Below are 18,965 nucleotides of genomic sequence, written 5' to 3' on the forward strand. Positions count from 1 at the left end.
TGACGATGTTTCTCAGCACATCATAGATCGCAAAATTGCAGTGTCTGACACCAGTCTCTTGTTCTAAATCTATAAACCGGTTATGAAATTAAGATCGCTGCGGTTCTGATCGGCTGTAAAGAACTGCGGCGAAATGAACGTAAAAAAAGATGACTTATGACTAATAGTAATTGTGTAGGTCGTGCCGGGTATTAAATTATTAAAGCGGTAATATCCAAAAGGATTTGTTTGCCCGTAACGAATATTTCCGGTCCCGTCATCCAGCATGATCCGCGTGCGGTCGACCCCTCGGCCGCTGAAAGTCGTTATTCGGCCGCGTACTGTTACGGGTGATGATGAATAGGAGGCTTCATAGGCTCCGATGTCGACTGTGGGATTTCGGCCGCCAACGAATCGGACAAATCCTCGCTGATCCGTCATCAACGGAAGCATCGTTTGCGGGTCAACGGTAAGTGCATTATTGCCAGCGTTAATTGCCGGACTGCCCGGCAGCAACGCATGAGTCCAGGTATTTGAACCGTTATTGCCAAACGGGGCAATGTTAGCATTTTGATTTAGCAGATCGACGGAGATCCAACCAGTGCTCCCCGTCGTATTTCCAACTAAATTTACCCCGTCCGATATAAACGATCCCGACACATCTGCCTCATTGGTTGACAGCGATATATTTTGGGCAATGATCGTGTTTCGAACGGTCATCGTGCCAGTTGCATCCTGACGAATTCCGCCACCCATCCCCCGGGACTGATTATTAACAATAGTCGAGTTTATCAAGGTCACCTGTGAACCGGACGAGGCAGTTGTCGCATTATAGATTCCCCCTCCCAAACCCACAGGGCTAAAACCCAATGCCGTGTTTCCGCTTATGGTCGAATTCGTCACGAAAAGTCGCCCGCCGCTGGTCCAGATTCCGCCGCCTTGCGCTGCCTGATTTCCCGTTATGCTGCAACCGATAATATACATTGTGCCGCCATTCCCTATCCCTCCACCACCTCCCCCGGCCAGCGTCTTGTTGTTACTGATCATTGAATTGCGAATCGTTGCCGTGCCAAAGCTAGTAAGTCCCCCTTCCTTATTGCCAGCAATGGTTGAATTTTCTATCGTCATGGTATCGCCGCCATATATTCCCCGTCCGTTATTGTTGACTATCTTTGAGTTGATGATTGTTATATGCCTCCCACCGAGACCCGAAAATGTGTGTCCTGTGACGGTTGTATTAGTCATATTCAACGTCTCACCGTAGATTCCGCCATTGTTGCTCATCAGAACTGAATCCCTTATATAGACACTTCCCGCGTCAACATAAATTCCATTCGCCGGACCTAGATTGTGGTGGACGTTGAGGTTAGCCAATGTCATTGTGCAGCCACTACAATACAATGCTGCCCCCAAACCAGTAGGAAATGGAGGTTGATTGTAGAAAGCATAATTATTCGTAAATTCCATATACGACAAGTCAAGATTCCCGCTGCCAATTAAGACTCGAATCGCCCCGCCTTGAGCGTCTCCGGCAGTAACTCCGACTTTCCCATCACGAAGCTTCATTCCTGACATGGTCACATTGAGATTGGCAGAGATATTAAAAATCCTCCCGTCCATATTGGCGCTAATGTCTATCAATCCTGCACCAGTGCCGGTGATGGTTAGGTTTTGGGTGATGTTTATTTGGCCGAGGGTTAGGGTTATGGTTTGGGGGGTGTCGAAAAGCGTGGAAAAAACAACGGTGTCGCCCGACGCGGCAACGGTGACGGCTTCGCGGAGGCTGCAATCGGCGTCGCAGATTCCATCGCTCGTGTCGGCTGTCTTTGTAACCGTCAGCACCGATGCGCGAATATCAATTGCCGCAAACAAGCAGAGAAAAAAGACCAATAAAACGGGCACGGAAGGTTTCATAACAAAAACGCCCTTATTTCGAGAATTCACGCTCATATTACACCCGACCCACCATAAACTCAACTAAATTTCAGTTGCCGTTGTTAGTTTGGGCTTTTGCACTTGGAAAGTTGCGTCATATCGAGAAAGTTACGTCATATCGAGAAAGTTGGTCTTCCAATTTGCTTAGAAATGCGCTAGGTTGATGCGGGATCGTTTTCTTTGGCGATTATGCTCTTTGATAATCAAATAATGTGGTGCGGCAAGCCGATTAAAGAAAAAGTGGGACAATGTCCGTCAAACTTCAGTTTGACGGCTCGGGACATCAAACTGAAGTTTGTTGGACCTAAACGAAAAACTTTTTTTCCAATTACGGTGGACAAGGCTATTTCACAGACATAACCCTATTCATATCAATAGTTTATGTTGTCCACGCCCATGCGTGGACAAAGCGTGGACAAGTGGACAAAAAAAAATGGTGGGACAGTGGGACACTTGATGGATAACCTAATGGAATCAACAACTTAGCCTGTCCCAAACCGTTTGGGACACTTGGGACACTTTGGAATCACGTGAAACAACGTTTTTGAAAGGTTGACCGAATTTTATAAGGGCTTCAGGGCGGCAATGAGTGCTTTTGCTTTTGTTAGAGTTTCCTCGTATTCGCTGTCGGGATCGCTGTCGATCACGATGCCTCCGCCGACGTTAAAAACGGCAATTTGATCTCGGATGACCATTGTGCGGATAGCGACACTCATGTCGATGGTCTCGGGCAGGCCGAATTTGTCTTTTGGAACATAGTATCCAATCGCACCCATAGACAAGCCACGCGGCGTTGACTCCGTATCGTTGATTATTCGCATTGTGCTTAACTTCGGAGCGCCGGTGATCGAGCCGCAAGGGAAGACGGCCTTTAGAATATCCGAAAACGACGTGTTTTGTTTCACCTCGCCGCTGATGGTCGAAACAAGGTGAAACAGCGTCGGATGCTCTTCGAGATCGCAGAGTTTTTCAACATGCACGCTGCCGTATTCGCTTATGCGTCCGAGGTCGTTTCGGAGCAGATCGACGATCATCGTATTTTCGGCACGATCTTTTGTACTTTCGAGAAGTGCTTGGCGAAGTGCGGCATCTTCGGCGGCCGTTTCGCCGCGTGGTCGTGTGCCTTTAATTGGCGAAGTTGAGATTTTACTCTGGGCGGCATCCACACAGAAAAATCGCTCCGGTGAAGCCGAAACGACTGTCGAATCCAGCCTCTTAATAAAAGCGGCAAATGGTGCAGGATGGTCACGCCGCAATCGATAGAATATTGTTTCCGGCTTGAGGCCTTCAGGCAATTTTGCTGACAACTGCTGCGTCAGATTCGTCTGATATGTATCTCCCTGCCTGATCAGTTCCTTTATCGTTTCAATTGCCGAAAGATATTCATCGCGCGTGAAATTTGATCGCACATCTACATGACCATTTGAAAATTCAGATTTGAGATTGCAGATGTTTGAAACGAGCTTTGATCTAATAGAATCAAACCGCACGGGTTCGCCAACTATATTAGTTATACCGGTGTTGTAATCATGGACGATCAGTGAATCGAATTGGGCAAGAAAGACGTCGGGCTCTTTGTTGACGGATATTTCCGGTGATATACCAAGCAGCTTTTTCCCGAGATCATAAGAGATCGTGAAGATCGATGCGAGATGTTTTGAATCTAAAGCCTCGTCAAGAATTGTTAGTGTTTTCTCGAATTCTTCATTGGCTATTTTATGAAGAGAAACAGGTTCGATGCCGGCGATCAACAGGTGCGAGCCGAGATGATTAACGCCGCAGCTATCGAGAATGCATACGGTTTCGCTCGCGGCAATATTTAGAAGTGCCGAAACGAGTTCGTCCGCCGATATGTCGATCTGCTGCATAACCGCGATTTTATCACGGGACGCAGGTTTCACTTGAAGGCCATTTTCGCGTAATATGACTTCGGATTGTTAATTGTCTATTGGTGAATTGTTAATTGGTAAAAGCGAAACTCGCTGCCAATTTACAAATAGGCAACTGACAGTTCACAATTGACGAACCTACAAGGGACATGAACTCCGAAAACGACACAAAACAGACACTGATACGCGGCCTCGGCCTCATCGCGGCGATCTCCATTATTATCGGCAATGTTATCGGCACGGGAGTTTTCCTGAAGTCGCGTGTGATGACCTGCAATATGGGAGATCCGCAATGGGTGATACTTGCGTGGGTAGCAGCCGGACTGCTTTCGCTCGCGGGTGCATTGACCTATGCGGAACTTACCGCGATGCGTCCAGTTGCATCGGCGCAGAACGTTCTGCTCGAGGAGGCATACGGCAAGCCGGCGAGTTTTCTTTTTGGCTGGATGCAGATACTCATCGCCCGGCCGGGTTCACAAGCCGCTGCTGCTATGGCGTTTGCGATCGGGATGAATGATTTTCTCGATAACAAACTTGCAGCATCGATTGCGAGTTTTCCAATCGCGGGAACGACATTTGAATTGACGACACTACAGCTTGTCGCGGTGATGGTGATCGTTATATTTACGACATTGAACTGTGCTTCTGTGATGCTCACAGGTCGTATCGCAACTGCTCTGACGTTCGTCAAAATGGCGTTGATCCTTTTCGTCGGCATCGGTGCTTTTGTTCTTGTCAGTGGTAATTTCGGTCACTTTTCGTTGTTGAACTCCGGCGGCACATGCGAGGGGGTTGATGAAGCGGTAAAGATCGGATCGTCATCTTACACCTTTCTTGCCGGATTTGCGGCGGCGATGCTCGGTGCTTTGTGGGCATATGACGGATGGGATAATTTGACGTTTGTCGCGGGCGAGGTGAAGGATCCAAAACGCAATATTCCTTTGGCGATCATCGGTAGCATGTTCCTCGTTATCGTGCTGTACGTCATCGCTCAAATCGCCTACTTTTATGTGCTTGATCCGACGACTATCGCTTCAGTATCGAAGAACTCTTCCGTAGCAAAAGCCGTGGTCGGTATGTTTTTTGGCGGCAACGCGGCATCGATCGCGACAGGTGCAGCGGTTGCGTTCTTCACGGTTGGACTGATGCTGTCATCTTTAGGAACACTTCATACATCGCTGCTAGCTGCGGGACGAATTCCGTATAGAATGGCTCGTGAAGGGATGATGTTTCCCATCTTTGGACGTCTTTCGGTCAATCACGTTCCCGTGACTTCGGTCCTGTTTATCGGCCTGCTTGCGTGCGTTCTAGCTTTGATCGGTTCGTTCGATGCGTTGACGGATTATGTTGTGTTCGCGATGTGGATATTTTACGCATTGATAACAGGCTCGGTCTTTATTTATCGCAGGAAATTTCCAGATCTCGAACGGCCGTACAAAGCCTGGGGCTATCCCGTCGTTCCCGCCGTCTTTATCTTGGTTGCATTGTGGCTGCTTTACAGAACTGTAATCGATGCTCCGGGCAAAGCGTTGACGGGATTGGCGATCATTCTGCTGGGTTTGCCGGTGTATTACTATTTTAATAGTAAAGGGCTCAAATCTGATGTCCCGGAGGAAGAGTAGAGAATGTCAATCAGAGATAGACGCAGCGGCACTGAACGCCGCGCATCAAATCGATATTCGATAGAAATGGACGTTGAATGGGAAGGTGCCGCCGGGCGTCAGCCGGGAACCGTTAGCGATGTCAGCATTGAAGGTTGTTTTGTTCTGAGTTCAGGCGAGATAAATGACGGTGATCCCGTTAAAGTATTTGTGCCGCTGGCCGATGGAATGAAAGTCCAATTTGACGGCAAGGTTGCCAACCATGTTTATGAGATCGGCTTTGGAGTGCGTTTTGAACAGCTCACGGCCGCGCAGCGCGATGTGTTGATAAAGATCGTCAGGGAAACGGAAGGAAGCTAAGCGTCCTCTTTCAATCTCGAAAGAGATTCCGCCGCGACCTCGCGGTCATCGAAGTGAAACTTGTCACCGCCGACGATCTGATAGGTTTCGTGTCCCTTACCCGCAATAATCACAACATCATTTGCCTTTGCGGAATATATGGCCCGATTGATTGCCTCTCTGCGGTCGGGAATTATCTCGTAAGGTGGACTTTTTTCTTTCACACCAATTTCAATTTCAGAAAGTATGTTTAGTGGGTCCTCGTTGCGCGGATTGTCGGAAGTGATTATCACGAGATCGCTGTATTCGCCCGCAACCTCGCCCATCGGTCGTCGTTTGGTCTGATCACGGTCTCCGCCGCAGCCAAAGACAGTGATGATCTTGCCTTCGGTGAGATCACGAGCGGTCTTCAGCGTATTCAGCAAGGCGTCGTCGGTGTGTGCGTAATCTACTACGACCGCAAAATCGCCGTCGTGCGGCACACGTTCAAATCTTCCCGGAGCACCGACACAAGTGGACAAACCGTTTGAGATCGAATCGAGATCATAACCGAGTTCTAACGCCGCGGCAGTCGCAGAAAGCATATTGTAAACGTGCGGCTTGCCCACTAACGGCGACTTGATCTGTCTTTCACCGGCTGGGGTTTTGAGCAAGAATGACGTGCCGCGAATAAGAGAAACTTCGATACCAGTCGCCGTCAGATCGGCAAGCTTGTCAGAACCGGGAGCGACAGCGACTGGGTTTTGCGAAAAGGTGACAACACGCTCACCGGCTGACCTCAATTCGTCGGCCAGCTTCACTCCCCACTCGTCATCGATATTTATCACCGAAGCGCCCGGTTTTTCGCCGAGTCGGCCGTCGAAGAGTTTCTTCTTGGCGTCGAAGTAATTCTCCATTGTCTTGTGATAATCAAGATGATCACGCGTTAGGTTTGTAAAGACGGCAACCTTGAACCGAAGCCAATCACAGCGGCGAAGGTCGATAGCCTGCGAAGAAGTTTCCATAACAGCCATCGAGCATCCCGCATCCACAGCTTCACGAAGGAAGCGGTTTGTGTCCGATGCCTCAGGCGTAGTGCGGACGGCTGATTCGCTTTTGTCGCCGATCCGGTATTCGACCGTTGTTAGCATCGCAGGCTTTTTCCCAGCGGCTTCGGCCAGTGCAAAGATGAGATAGGTCGTTGTCGTCTTGCCGTTCGTTCCGGTGACCCCAACGAGATCGAGGTCAAGAGATGGATTGCCGTTGATAACTGCGGCAGCTTTTGCCAGAGCGACACGGGCATCTTTGACCTTTAACCAAGCTCCATCAAAGTCCGCAGGCGGATCTAACTCCGAAATAATCCCCGCCGCACCTCGCCGCATTACATCATCGACAAATCGATGTCCGTCAACGGTGGCTCCCGTAATCGCGACAAACAGTGTGCCTTCACGGGCCTGGCGGGAGTCATGCGTGACGCCTGTCGGGATCGATGTCGCTGCGCCAAATAATTCAGCGTTTAGCTGTGTTGCGATTTCTTTTGTTGTAGTTTTGTTTGTGCTCAAAATCGTTGATAATCTTCCGAACGTGAATTATACGACATGCGATTATTTTCCACGAACATCAACGCCGCGATTTCGTATTAACCATCATAGTCGGAGGTGAAACTTATGAACATCATCAAATTGATCCTGGGTGCGATCGGCCTCGTTTTTGTCGGAATGCTGTTTTTGTGGGTTTTAGGACTCGTTGGTTCGCTTATTTCGTGGGTGTTCTGGCTTGGTTTGATAGGGCTGGTCGGCTATGGCGGTTACAGACTTTTTCTCAGAATGGAGAGAAAGGCACTAGGAGCGGATATGCATGACGGCCTCGGCACCGGAGATATTAATATGTCGTGGGACGAATACGACAGAAAATATCTGCATAAATAATGAACAAGCTTCTACGTAAGTAAAGGCAGTACACTCGTTAGGTACGGATTGTTTTTGTTATTTGAAAATTAGTTGAACAGCAATCGAAGTGGTAAAGACCAGTATTACAAAGAGCGCATTTTGTCATAATTTGTCCTACGAACGGCGCTTTTACGAATTTTTAGAAATGCGGCCGTGACACCCCTGTAAGAACAGTGTTTACATCGTTTAAGGCTTTTGTTTGCTAGGTGAATCATTCAAATTTGGACGAAAAAGCTCTTTTCAAAAATCGTGGAATGCAGCCGTAAAAACAGCGATAACTATATTATTTACAGTATTTACAGCGTTCCACGTCGCTGTGGAACGATGTGGAACGATTGGAACGGAGAAAACTCTGGATAGTTGGACATAATTCTGACCTTTTTTGCCTAAAAACTTACGATTAGTTTGTCGGCAATTGTCATTGAAAGGCCGAGAATGATATTCTTCAAAAGCCCCGTGCCGAGGTGGCGAAATTGGCAGACGCACTAGACTTAGGATCTAGCGCCGCGAGGCGTGCAGGTTCGATTCCTGTCCTCGGCACCATTCAACATTTATCAGTGGTCGGCGGTCATTGGTCAATAACGACATACCTCCGGCCATTGGTTTTATTTGTTCCTGAGTTTTATAATTGCCTGAATATGGCGAATTTAGCGCCAAACACTGATCGATGAAAAGCGAAATAAAGGAAATTTCACCTACACAAAAAGAGATACATTTGCAGATCGATGCCGAGGCTGTTAAGGCCTCTTATGCTAAGGTCAGCAAGAAATATGCAGATCGGGCAAGCGTGCCCGGCTTTCGAAAAGGCTATGCGCCGCTTGATGTCGTCCGCTTGCGTTTTAAGGACGATATAAAGAGCGAAGTGCTGCAGGACGTAGTTCCAACTGCCGTTACTGCGGCAATTCAGGAGCATAACCTTCAACCGCTGACAGAACCGCATTTACACCTCGACGATCATGAAACAGTAGAGGTCAATGGCTCCGTGCCGTTGTCGCTGCATATTCATGTCGAAGTGATGCCGCCGGTTCCTGAACCGTCTTACAAAGGCATCGAGGTTACTCGCCGCGTAAAACCGGTTGAAGATAGCGAGATCGAAGGCCTAATCACCGAACGTCTCCAAAAGGAAGCCGCTCTAATTCCGGTCGAAGGCCGTAAATCGAAGGCTGGAGATACGGTCATCGTGGATATAGAAGGCGTTTTCGACGGCGATTCCACGGGTGAACCGATAAAGGCTGATGATCTGGAAGTTGAACTTGGCGGTGAGCATATCGAAAAGTCTTTCACGGAAAATTTGATGGGTGTAAAGCCGGACGATGAGAAGGAATTCACTGTCGCATATCCCGAAGAATTTTCGTCGCAGCCGCTTGCCGGCAAAACGGTTCATTACAAGGCAAAAATAAAATCGGTCGGCAAGACCGAAGTTCCGAAGCTTGATGACGCCTGGGCGACGAGTCTTGACGAAGGTTACGAATCGCTTGCCGATCTGCGTAAACGGCTGCGTGCCGATCTTGAAAAGGTATCTGAGGCTGACGCGGACGCTCGTGTTCGAAACGATGCTGTTGCTAAGTTGATCGAAGAAAATTCGTTTGAAATTCCCGGCGTCCTGATCGAAAATCAGGCCCGTAATCTGCTGAACAATTTTGCGCAGGATATGCAGCAGCGCGGCATCGATCTCAATCAAGTAGATAAGCAATTTATCGAGATGGCTTACGGCAATATGCGTCAGCAAGCCGAACGCGATGTTCGCGGGTCTATGCTGCTCGATAAGATTGCCGAAATGGAAAAAATTGAAGTAGCGGACGCCGAGGTTGACGAGGAGATCGACAAAATGGCGGCCTACTACAGAGCTTCGGCAGACGAGATACGCGAATCTCTCGAAAAACAAGGCGGCGGAGTTGAGAATATTCGAGGTAACCTAAAGACACGAAAATCCATCGAGGCACTAGCCGCTGTTGCGAAGATCACTGATGGCCCGTGGGTCGATGAATCGGCGCAAGTGACCGCAGGTGTGGACGAGAAAACTGCTGATAAAAAAGAAAAGCCAAAAAAGGCCCCTGCTAAGAAAAAGGCTGCTAAGGCTAAGGAAGATTAAACTGCATTTCTGCGAAACTGTAGAATAGAGTTAGTTGCTTGATTTTTGGAAATAAAGTTGTAAAATCTATCGTCGATGTGGCAATCGCCATATTTTCAATAACTTATCTTAGTAAAATTCAAGCGTTACCTAAACTGGTTTTAAAATCATTAAGAGAGAATTTATATGGCATTAGTACCAATGGTTGTCGAGCAAACGTCGCGAGGCGAACGGGCCTTTGACATTTACTCGCGTTTGCTTAAAGACAGTATTATTTTCATCGGCACGCCGATCGACGACCAGATCGCAAATCTAATCGTCGCCCAGCTTTTGTTTCTCGAAGCCGAGGATCCGGAACGTGATATCAATCTCTACATAAATAGCCCCGGCGGTTCCATTACAGCTGGCATGGCGATCTACGACACGATGCAGTTCATCAAGAACGATGTGACGACCATTTGTGTTGGACAATGTGCTTCGATGGGAGCGTTGCTGTTATGTGCAGGTGCACCTAAAAAGCGGTTCTCATTGCCGAATGCACGCGTATTGATCCATCAGCCATCAGGCGGTGCGTCGGGACAAGCGACGGACGTGCGGCTTATGGCAGAAGAGATCATTCGCATGCGAACATTGACATCGACGATAATTGCTAACCACAGCGGCCAGTCGTTTGAACAGGTTGAGATCGATGTCGAACGCGACCGCATTCTTACACCGATTCAGGCCAAGGAATATGGTTTAATAGACGAGGTTATAGAACATCGCGAGAAATAATTTTCGATTTGCGACTGAGATTTTATGAGCCAATTTCATCGTCCAGAAGAACTGCTAGCCTGTTCATTTTGTGGTAAATCACAAAATGATGTACGCAAACTGATCGCTGGTCCAGGCGTGTATGTGTGTAACGAGTGCATCGACATCTGCAATGAGATCATAAATGACGACGAGCAGACCGCGTCAACTGCGGTTCGAACCAATCTGCCAAAACCGGCAGAGATCAAGGGCTATCTCGACGAATATGTTATCGGCCAGGACGAATCTAAAAAGCGGCTCTCAGTGGCTGTTTACCAGCACTATAAGCGTCTGGAACTAGCCAAACGCCGCAGCGACATCGAGCTTCAAAAATCAAATATTCTGCTCATTGGCCCAACCGGCACCGGAAAAACTTTGCTTGCACAGACGCTTGCGCGCCAATTGAGCGTGCCATTTTGCATTGTTGATGCGACGAGCCTGACCGAGGCTGGTTATGTTGGCGAGGATGTTGAGAATATTTTGCTTAGGCTTCTTCAGGCGGCTGGCGGCGATCTTGAAAAGGCACAGACAGGCATTATCTACATCGACGAGATCGACAAAATATGCCGCAAGGATGATAACCCTTCGATCACGCGAGACGTGTCGGGCGAAGGCGTTCAGCAGGCACTTTTGAAAATTCTTGAAGGCACAGTCGCGAACATTCCTGCCGGCGGCGGACGCAAACATCCGCAGCAGGATTTTCAACAGCTCGACACCACGAATATCCTTTTCATTTGCGGCGGAGCGTTTATCGGACTTGAAAAAGTCGTCGAAAAACGTTTTCGCAATAAGTCTCTAGGCTTTCAGGCCGATGTCAAAACCAATCGTCAACGACATATAGAATCGATCGACAAACTTGAGCCGGAAGATCTGATCCACTATGGACTGATACCCGAATTCGTGGGACGTTTGCCAGTCATAGGAGTTCTTCGCGAACTCGACGAATCGGCGCTCATCACGATTCTTACGGAGCCGAAAAACTCACTTATCAAGCAGTATCAGAAGAAATTCGAGTTTGATAATATCTCGCTGAAATTTACGGACGGTGCGGTAGCGGCGATCGCCCATGAAGCTCACAAACGCAAGGTCGGTGCCCGAGGACTAATGATGATCCTCGAAGAAACACTGCTCGAATCAATGTATCATTTGCCGTCGGAGAAGAAGGTGAAAGAGATCGTCGTTACCAAGGAAATGATCGAACGAAAAGCACCGGTATTTGAAGTCGTTCCGCGAAGCGAAGAAGCCGCTTGAACTTAGACTTTATAGAATCAGTCTTAACCCTTAATTGCAGATTTGATCTCGTTCCAGAGTTCATCTCGACCTCGCCCGGTTTGAGCGGAGTAGGCGAGGATCTTTGAGTTGTTTAGCTGCTTTTCCGCAGCATTAAGAGATTTTCGCAGTTCGTTATTTGAAAGCTTGTCAGCCTTGGTCGCAACGACAATATGCGGTTTTTCGTGATGGTTCAGCCACTCATTCAACTGCAAGTCGAGACTTGTCGGCCCGTGTCGAGCATCGATTAACTGCACGCAGAGAGCTAATTCTTCACGTTGGGCCAAATAATTTTCGGCCATTTTACCCCAATCGGCACGCATAGTTTTAGACACGCGGGCATATCCGTAACCAGGCAGATCGGTGAAATAAAAATTTTCGTTGATCAGGAAAAAGTTGATACTTTGCGTACGGCCGGGCGTGTTCGATGTTCGAGCCAAGCCTCTGCGAAGCAAAAGGGAATTGATGAGCGAAGATTTTCCGACGTTTGACCTTCCTAAAAAAGATATCTCTGGCAAATGATCAGTGACCCAGTGCTCTTTTTCAAACGCACTCTTAATAAAATCGGCGGAGATAATCTTCATTTAGTTAGTCAGAGACCTGCTATTTTAGATCAGCCGATATTTCCTGCGATCCTGCATCGGGATTCCATATCTGCGGAGTTTCTATGTTCTCGACAGCGATGTTGCCTTCCAATGCAAAATTGAGAACTTCATCGATCGTATCCACAAGGTGTATCGTAAGATCGTCGCGGACCTCCTCGGGAATATCGACCAAATCCTTCTCATTTTCCTGTGAAAGAATCAAAGTCTTCAGGCCAAATCGATGAGCAGCAAGCAATTTCTCTTTCACACCGCCAATAGGTAGAATCTTGCCTCGCAGAGTGATCTCACCCGTCATTGCGACATTATGCCGCGCCGCTTTTCGAGTCATAGCGGAAACCATTGCGGTTGCCATTGTAATGCCCGCACTTGGTCCGTCTTTAGGGATAGCTCCTTCAGGCACATGAATGTGAAGGTCGTATTCCCTGAAAACCGTCGGATCGATGCCAAGTTCTTCGGCCCTCGTCCTTACGCAGGTCAAAGCGGCTTTGGCCGATTCCTGCATAACCTCGCCGAGTTTGCCTGTTAACGTGACCTCACCTTTGCCTTTTACAAGCGTCGCTTCTACCTGCAAAACGTCACCGCCAACTTCCGTCCATGCCAAACCGTTTACAAGGCCAATCTCGCTCTTGCGGGCAATGTCCTGTTTGCGGAACCGAATTGTGCCAAGTAATTCCTTGACCTTGTCGGCGTCGATAACAACACGAAAATCAGTCTTGTCTTCCGTTGAGACGAATTGTCGTGCGATCTTGCGCAGGCAAGAGCCGATCTCGCGCTCTAGGTTGCGAACGCCTGCTTCTCGTGTGTAATGACGGATGATCTCCAAAATTCCTTCATCGGTAAACACGACGCTATCTTTATCAATACCAGAGTTCTCGCACTGCTTACCGATCAGATGCTGCTTTGCGATCTCGATCTTTTCGCGTTCGGTATAGCCCGACAAGGTTAATATTTCAAGCCTGTCTTGCAATGCCGGTGGGATGGTATGAAGTACATTTGCGGTCGCAATAAAAAAGACATGTGACAGGTCGTAATCTACATCTAAATAGTGGTCCCGGAACGTGCTGTTCTGCTCGGGGTCTAGCACTTCTAATAAAGCCGCGCTTGGATCGCCGCGATAATCGCGTCCGAGTTTATCCACTTCGTCCAATAAGATGACCGGATTAGTTGTTCCGGCGCGCTTCATTAACTGAACGATCTGTCCCGGCATCGAACCGATATACGTCCGACGATGTCCGCGAATTTCTGCTTCATCATGTACTCCGCCTAGAGCAAGACGGACGAATTTACGTCCTGTGGCATTGGCAATCGATTTGCCAAGAGATGTCTTACCAACGCCAGGAGCGCCTGCAAAACACAAAATCGTTCCTTTCGGATTTTTAACAAGCTGGCGTACGGCGAGGAATTCCAATATGCGTTCCTTTATCTTTTCGAGGCCGTAATGATCTTCGTTCAATGTCCTTTCAGCTTCTGCAAGGTCCTCGATCTCCTCGGATCTTGCCGTCCATGGTACATTTATCAACCAGTCGAGATATGTCCTTGCAACAGTTCCTTCTGCCGACATCGGAGGCATTGCTTCAAGGCGGGAAAATTCCTGCATTGCCTTTTCGGTCGCTTCTTCGGTCATGCCTGCATTCAATATTTTCTTTTTCAGATCTTCAAGCTCGGCTTTTTCATCTTTGCGGCCGAGTTCTTTGTGAATTGCCTTGATCTGTTCGTTGAGATAGTACTCGCGCTGATGTTTGTCCATCTGCTTTTTCGTTCGCGAATGGATATTGCGGTCCATCTGCTTCTTTTCGATCTCAGCCTCAAGAATAGTGATCAGCATTTGCAATCGTCCGGCAACAGAAGCGGTTTCGAGAAGTTCCTGCTTTTCCTGAACGTCGATACGGAGGTGAGACGACATTGAGTCCGCGATCTGCGCAGCCGAAACTCCGCGCAGGCTAGCGTGAAGAGCGTCCGAATAAGCGTCGGGCGAAACACGCAAAAACTGCTCGACCAGCGTATGGATCTTTTGCAGCAAACCGTCTGTGTGGTAGCCAGATTCATCAGTCGAAACTAAGCGTTTGACATGGGCAAAAAACATCCCGTCCGCGTCATGCTCGACACGAACCGCTCTCCCGCGTTCACGTCCTTCGACGACGACCTTTATCTGTCCGTTGTCCTGACGCTGCGCCTGCAATATCCTGCCGAGCGTGCCTGTTGAGTAGATTTGATCCGGAGACGGTTCATCGACCGTAGCGTCGTGCTGAGTCGCAAGAAATATCTGCCGCTCGCCGGCCATTGCCTGCTCAAGAGCGGCTACCGATGAAGGTCGACCGATCTTGAATGCAACCTTAGTAAAAGGAAAAATAACGACGTCACGGATGGGAACCATCGGAAAACGCTCGATGTCTGAAGGCATTTGGTCTGTAAATTCTTGCATACTGGAAAATCTCTATGGAAAAGGCTCTGTCAGTTCGAAAAGTGGTTGTGATTCTATTTACGCAAAATCGAAATACAAAAGCAATACGAATTTTGCCCGAACACCCATAATTTGCCTTTGCTTTTTCTATAAAGGCACATTGACGCGTTGATTTTACTTTTTTGTATCCAGGTAATTGGGGCGCCGAAAATATAGTTGGCAATGCCTTTTGTACGCAGCCGTACATACATTTATCTTCAAAACCGGCATGGTTCTATGGAGAGAGTAACAAACTTTACAGAAAGAGAGGAAATATGGATAAATTTGTAGTTGAAAAAGAAGTGATTCCGGTCGAAAGCGGTGGCGGAACAGCGAGTAATTTCATTTGGGCGATCGCATTTATTATTATCGTCGGCATGATCGTTGGAGCCCTCTATTACAGCGGTTTCCTGCGTCGTGCCGCCAATCCGGTGCCTCAAAAGATAAATGTCGAAGTCACGGCGCCCGCCGCTCCCGCAAATCGCTAGCCTGCTTTTACATCCCTCATATTTTCAGCAAGGCCTCAGTTTAGTTGAGGCCTGTTTTGAACTGGATGTCGTTTGTGTTACATTTTTGGTGAAATCTTTGCCAAGATGAACCCTGTTGTAATCGTCCAGGTCAGGAGTAGCGTTGCTGGTCGCGAGCAAGTAAGAGAGTTGCGCGGTATTGTTGAGATCGAGCACGCCGCAATTGGCGTGCTTGTTACTTCTAATCCGCCTACAACGCCGATGATCGAGGAAGCTACTTCGGCCGGAACATACCACTCAGACGAACTAGATCGCGATTATCCAAAGATACAGATTCTCAGTGCTAATGACCTTCTAGCCGGAAAAAAAATAATCCAGCCCCCCGGAACAAAGATGATCGAAGTATAAAGCGAAGAATCCTCCCTGAGTGGTTTTTGTTGCTTAAAGGCAAAAAAATCGATTTTTTGGTTGATTTTTGGTATTGAATATTGTAATAATTGATTTTCCCGAATAATATCTGGGTATCGCGTTAAAGCTTTGTGGCTTAATTCACTGGCAATACTACATACAATCCATACGATTTTCTCCGTCCTATAAGTTTTATCCTTTTTCGTTTAAGCGTCACGCGCGAGGGAAATTGTAATAGTCGCTGAACTAATAAGTGCAGTTCTCTGATTCTCATTTTTATTTGACTGACATGGCAACAAAAACCACATCACCCCGAAAGCCTCGAGTGGCCAAGGCCACAGACGACGAATCAACTACGCCCATGAGTGAAGAAACCGAACCGATAAACGACGACATAGTTGAGAGCAAGGCAGCTCCATCTGAGACGAAAACGCCGCCCTCAAATGGAAAGGCTGACGATTCAAGTCTCAATCTGGCAGGATTAAAGGACATGTCGATCAGCGAGTTGACCCATATAGCCAAGCAAATGGGCATCGAAGGAGCGACTGGCCTCAGAAAGCAGGAGCTGATCTTTAAACTCCTTGCTGCTCAAACCGAAAAAAGCGGCTTGATCTTTTCCGAAGGCGTGCTAGAAACGTTGCCCGATGGATTTGGTTTCTTGCGGGCACCTGAATACAACTATTTGCCCGGCCCTGACGACATTTATGTAAGCCCTTCGCAAATACGTAAATTTGACCTCCGTACCGGCGACACTGTTTCAGGACAGATCCGTCCGCCAAAGGAAGGCGAACGTTATTTCGCTCTAATTAAAGTTGAAGCGATCAACTTTGAAGCTCCTGAGCAGTCTCGCGAAAAGATCTTTTTCGATAATCTGACGCCTCTCTATCCTGACGAACAGCTCAAGATGGAGATCGAGACCGATCCGGACAAAGTTTCGGCTCGTGTCATCGATCTAGTTACGCCGATAGGTAAAGGCCAACGTGCGTTGATCGTTGCTCCACCGCGAACGGGCAAGACGATGCTCTTGCAGACGATCGCAAATTCCGTTACGGAAAATCATCCTGAGGTATCGTTGATCGTTTTGTTGATCGATGAACGGCCAGAGGAAGTTACGGACATGCAGCGCAGCGTCAGGGGCGAGGTCATTAGTTCGACTTTTGACGAACCGCCCACGCGTCATGTTCAGGTTGCTGACATGGTGATCGAAAAAGCAAAACGTCTGGTCGAACACAAACGTGATGTCGTCATCCTACTCGATTCGATCACGCGTCTCGCTCGCGCTCATAATGCAGTTGTTCCACCATCGGGCAAGATCTTGTCAGGTGGTATTGACTCAAACGCTCTTCAGCGTCCTAAGCGATTTTTTGGAGCGGCTCGAAACATCGAGGAAGGCGGCAGCCTGACGATCATTGCAACTGCATTGATCGATACGGGGTCTCGAATGGACGATGTTATTTTTGAAGAGTTCAAGGGAACGGGTAACTCGGAAATTCATCTCGACCGCAAGCTTTCCGACAAGCGTCTATTCCCTGCGATCGACCTGCAGCGCTCAGGCACACGAAAGGAAGAATTGCTTATCGACAAGGAAAATCTTAACCGCATCTGGGTCATGCGGCGAGTACTTAATCCACTATCGCCGGTCGAGCAGATGGAAGTCGTACTTGAACGCCTATCAAAGACCAAGACGAACGCTGAATTTTTGGCCTCAATGCAAACTTAGTTGGTTAATTGTGAATTGTGAATCGTGAATAGCAGAAAGCCGTTTGATGTTTTCTGCTATTCGCGATTTACTATTTACGCTTCTCATTTTATGCGTGTTGCCGTAATTTCTGCTGAGGCAGTTCCATATTCAAAGACCGGAGGGCTTGGTGATGTTGCCGGGGCTTTACCAAAGGCTTTGAAGCAGATCGGCATCGATTCACTGCTTATCACCCCTTGTTATTGGCAGACCAAGGGCGAATATCTCTGGCAAACGGCTATTGACGATCTCTGGGTGACCTGGCGCGGGCGTCCCTACCATGCTAAGGCCTTTTACAGCGAAGCAAATGGTTCGCCAACCTTTTTGATCGACGCCCCGTCGTTATTCCATCGTGATTCGATCTACGGCTACACAGAAGACTACGAACGGTTTGCATTTTTTAATCACGCTGCATTGGCATTATTGGAGCGTATCGGTAGGGCACCGGACATTGTTCATCTGAACGACTGGCATTGTGGTTTTGCAGCTGTAGAGATCGCGTCAAGACGTCGTTACGAACAGTATTGGCAGGGAACGCGAACTGTATTTTCCATACACAATATGGCCTATCAGGGCGGCTTTGGACTGGGCGAATTACCTGCATTAGGCTTTACTTCTGACTTTGCGGTAAGTAGTTTTAGTTTCAATGGTTATGCTTCTGCAATGAAGGCAGGACTTGAAGTTTCTGATACGATTTCTTCAGTCTCAAAACGTTATGGTTATGAGATCCAGACCGGCGAATTTGGTTATGGGCTAGACTGGCTTACACGCCAGCGGGCAAACCGTCTGATCGGAATTACAAACGGCGTCGATTACGAGGTTTGGAACCCTGAAACAGACTTGGAACTGCCGACGCATTTTTCAATAAATGACTTAAGCGGTAAAAAAGAGTGTAAACGCGCTCTATTAGAGCAATTTCAGTTGCCCATTGAACTCGACCTCCCCATTTTTGCTGGTGTTACGCGCCTTACATCACAGAAAGGAGTCGAATTAATAAAACAGGGTGCTGGCGACATTCTCGCCGCAGGCGGATACTTTATTGCTCTTGGGTCAGGCGAAAAAGATTCGGAAAAGTTTCTACAGACCCTGCGTGATTATGCACCTTCGCGTGTCGGCGTCTATATCGGTTACAATGAAAGCTTGGCACATTTAATCGAAGCCGGCGCGGATATGTTCCTTATGCCGTCGAAGTTTGAGCCTTGCGGATTGAACCAAATGTATTCGTTAAGATACGGGACTGTGCCGATAGTTCGGGCGGTCGGCGGCTTGGATGATACTGTGCAGAATTTTGATGCCGTGAGCGGGACCGGAAACGGATTTAAATTTTCGGAGTACCGAGCAGATAAACTAATTGAGAAAATATACGAGGCTCGCTTTGCGTACGAAGACAAAACGACTTGGGCAAAGATCCAACGTAACGGAATGTCGGTTGATAACTCATGGGAAAATGCAGCGAGAAATTATGTTGAACTATACGATTGGACACTTCGCAATTGAGAATAAC

At 48.0% G+C, this 18,965-nt stretch carries 15 protein-coding genes and 1 tRNA gene; 11 read left to right on the forward strand and 5 right to left on the reverse strand.

The features are described from left to right. Positions 1–69: 69 nt before the first annotated feature. Complete coding sequence (locus tag IPL32_14325) at positions 70–1,893, reverse strand: CSLREA domain-containing protein (protein ID MBK8466995.1); 1,824 nt, start codon at positions 1,891–1,893, stop codon at positions 70–72. Between the two features lie 584 nt (positions 1,894–2,477). Beyond that, positions 2,478–3,815 carry an aminodeoxychorismate synthase component I gene (pabB, locus tag IPL32_14330; GenBank protein MBK8466996.1) on the reverse strand — a complete coding sequence of 446 codons (1,338 nt, stop codon included), beginning with the start codon at positions 3,813–3,815 and terminating at the stop codon, positions 2,478–2,480. A gap of 137 nt (positions 3,816–3,952) precedes the next feature. On the opposite strand from pabB, the gene IPL32_14335 reads away from it, so the two are divergent. Together IPL32_14335 and IPL32_14340 are read left to right on the forward strand one after the other, a co-directional pair. Further along, positions 3,953–5,425 (forward strand): amino acid permease, encoded by a 1,473-nt coding sequence (locus tag IPL32_14335; protein ID MBK8466997.1) that lies wholly within the window; start codon positions 3,953–3,955, stop codon positions 5,423–5,425. A 3-nt stretch (positions 5,426–5,428) separates the two neighbouring features. Next, positions 5,429–5,764 carry a PilZ domain-containing protein gene (locus IPL32_14340; GenBank protein ID MBK8466998.1) on the forward strand — a complete coding sequence of 112 codons (336 nt, stop codon included), beginning with the start codon at positions 5,429–5,431 and terminating at the stop codon, positions 5,762–5,764. On the opposite strand, the gene IPL32_14345 is transcribed toward IPL32_14340, so the two are convergent. Continuing rightward, positions 5,761–7,284, reverse strand: coding sequence for a UDP-N-acetylmuramoyl-L-alanyl-D-glutamate--2,6-diaminopimelate ligase (locus tag IPL32_14345; protein MBK8466999.1), 1,524 nt, complete (start codon positions 7,282–7,284; stop codon positions 5,761–5,763). The genes IPL32_14340 and IPL32_14345 overlap by 4 nt on opposite strands. 105 nt (positions 7,285–7,389) lie before the next feature. On the opposite strand from IPL32_14345, the gene IPL32_14350 reads away from it, so the two are divergent. The 5 genes from IPL32_14350 to clpX all read left to right on the forward strand — a co-directional run bounded on the left by IPL32_14350 (position 7,390) and on the right by clpX (position 11,785). Further along, complete coding sequence (locus IPL32_14350; protein ID MBK8467000.1) at positions 7,390–7,650, forward strand: hypothetical protein; 261 nt, start codon at positions 7,390–7,392, stop codon at positions 7,648–7,650. Between the two features lie 479 nt (positions 7,651–8,129). Beyond that, positions 8,130–8,214, forward strand: a tRNA-Leu gene (locus IPL32_14355). A 124-nt stretch (positions 8,215–8,338) separates the two neighbouring features. Continuing rightward, positions 8,339–9,763 (forward strand): trigger factor, encoded by a 1,425-nt coding sequence (gene tig, locus IPL32_14360; protein MBK8467001.1) that lies wholly within the window; start codon positions 8,339–8,341, stop codon positions 9,761–9,763. A gap of 165 nt (positions 9,764–9,928) precedes the next feature. After that, positions 9,929–10,516 carry an ATP-dependent Clp protease proteolytic subunit gene (locus IPL32_14365; GenBank protein MBK8467002.1) on the forward strand — a complete coding sequence of 196 codons (588 nt, stop codon included), beginning with the start codon at positions 9,929–9,931 and terminating at the stop codon, positions 10,514–10,516. Between the two features lie 24 nt (positions 10,517–10,540). Beyond that, positions 10,541–11,785, forward strand: coding sequence for an ATP-dependent Clp protease ATP-binding subunit ClpX (clpX, locus tag IPL32_14370; protein MBK8467003.1), 1,245 nt, complete (start codon positions 10,541–10,543; stop codon positions 11,783–11,785). A 23-nt stretch (positions 11,786–11,808) separates the two neighbouring features. On the opposite strand, the gene IPL32_14375 is transcribed toward clpX, so the two are convergent. Both IPL32_14375 and lon read right to left on the reverse strand, forming a co-directional pair. Continuing rightward, entirely contained in the window at positions 11,809–12,387 is a 579-nt protein-coding gene (locus IPL32_14375; protein MBK8467004.1) for a YihA family ribosome biogenesis GTP-binding protein, read from the reverse strand. Between the two features lie 19 nt (positions 12,388–12,406). Beyond that, on the reverse strand, positions 12,407–14,830 hold the full coding sequence (gene lon, locus IPL32_14380) for an endopeptidase La (GenBank protein ID MBK8467005.1): 2,424 nt from the start codon (positions 14,828–14,830) through the stop codon (positions 12,407–12,409). Between the two features lie 293 nt (positions 14,831–15,123). Between lon and IPL32_14385 the strand changes: the two genes are divergently transcribed. The 4 genes from IPL32_14385 to IPL32_14400 all read left to right on the forward strand — a co-directional run bounded on the left by IPL32_14385 (position 15,124) and on the right by IPL32_14400 (position 18,958). Next, complete coding sequence (locus IPL32_14385) at positions 15,124–15,336, forward strand: hypothetical protein (protein MBK8467006.1); 213 nt, start codon at positions 15,124–15,126, stop codon at positions 15,334–15,336. A gap of 105 nt (positions 15,337–15,441) precedes the next feature. Further along, positions 15,442–15,723, forward strand: a complete 282-nt coding sequence (locus tag IPL32_14390) for a hypothetical protein (GenBank protein MBK8467007.1) — start codon at positions 15,442–15,444, stop codon at positions 15,721–15,723. Positions 15,724–16,084: 361 nt separating this feature from the next. Continuing rightward, positions 16,085–17,443, forward strand: coding sequence for a transcription termination factor Rho (rho, locus tag IPL32_14395; protein ID MBK8467008.1), 1,359 nt, complete (start codon positions 16,085–16,087; stop codon positions 17,441–17,443). 24 nt (positions 17,444–17,467) lie between these two features. After that, a complete protein-coding gene (locus IPL32_14400; protein ID MBK8467009.1) occupies positions 17,468–18,958 on the forward strand; it encodes a glycogen synthase in 1,491 nt (496 codons plus the stop codon). Positions 18,959–18,965: the final 7 nt, after the last annotated feature.

The organism is Chloracidobacterium sp., from assembly GCA_016711345.1.
Lineage (GTDB): Bacteria > Acidobacteriota > Blastocatellia > Pyrinomonadales > Pyrinomonadaceae > OLB17.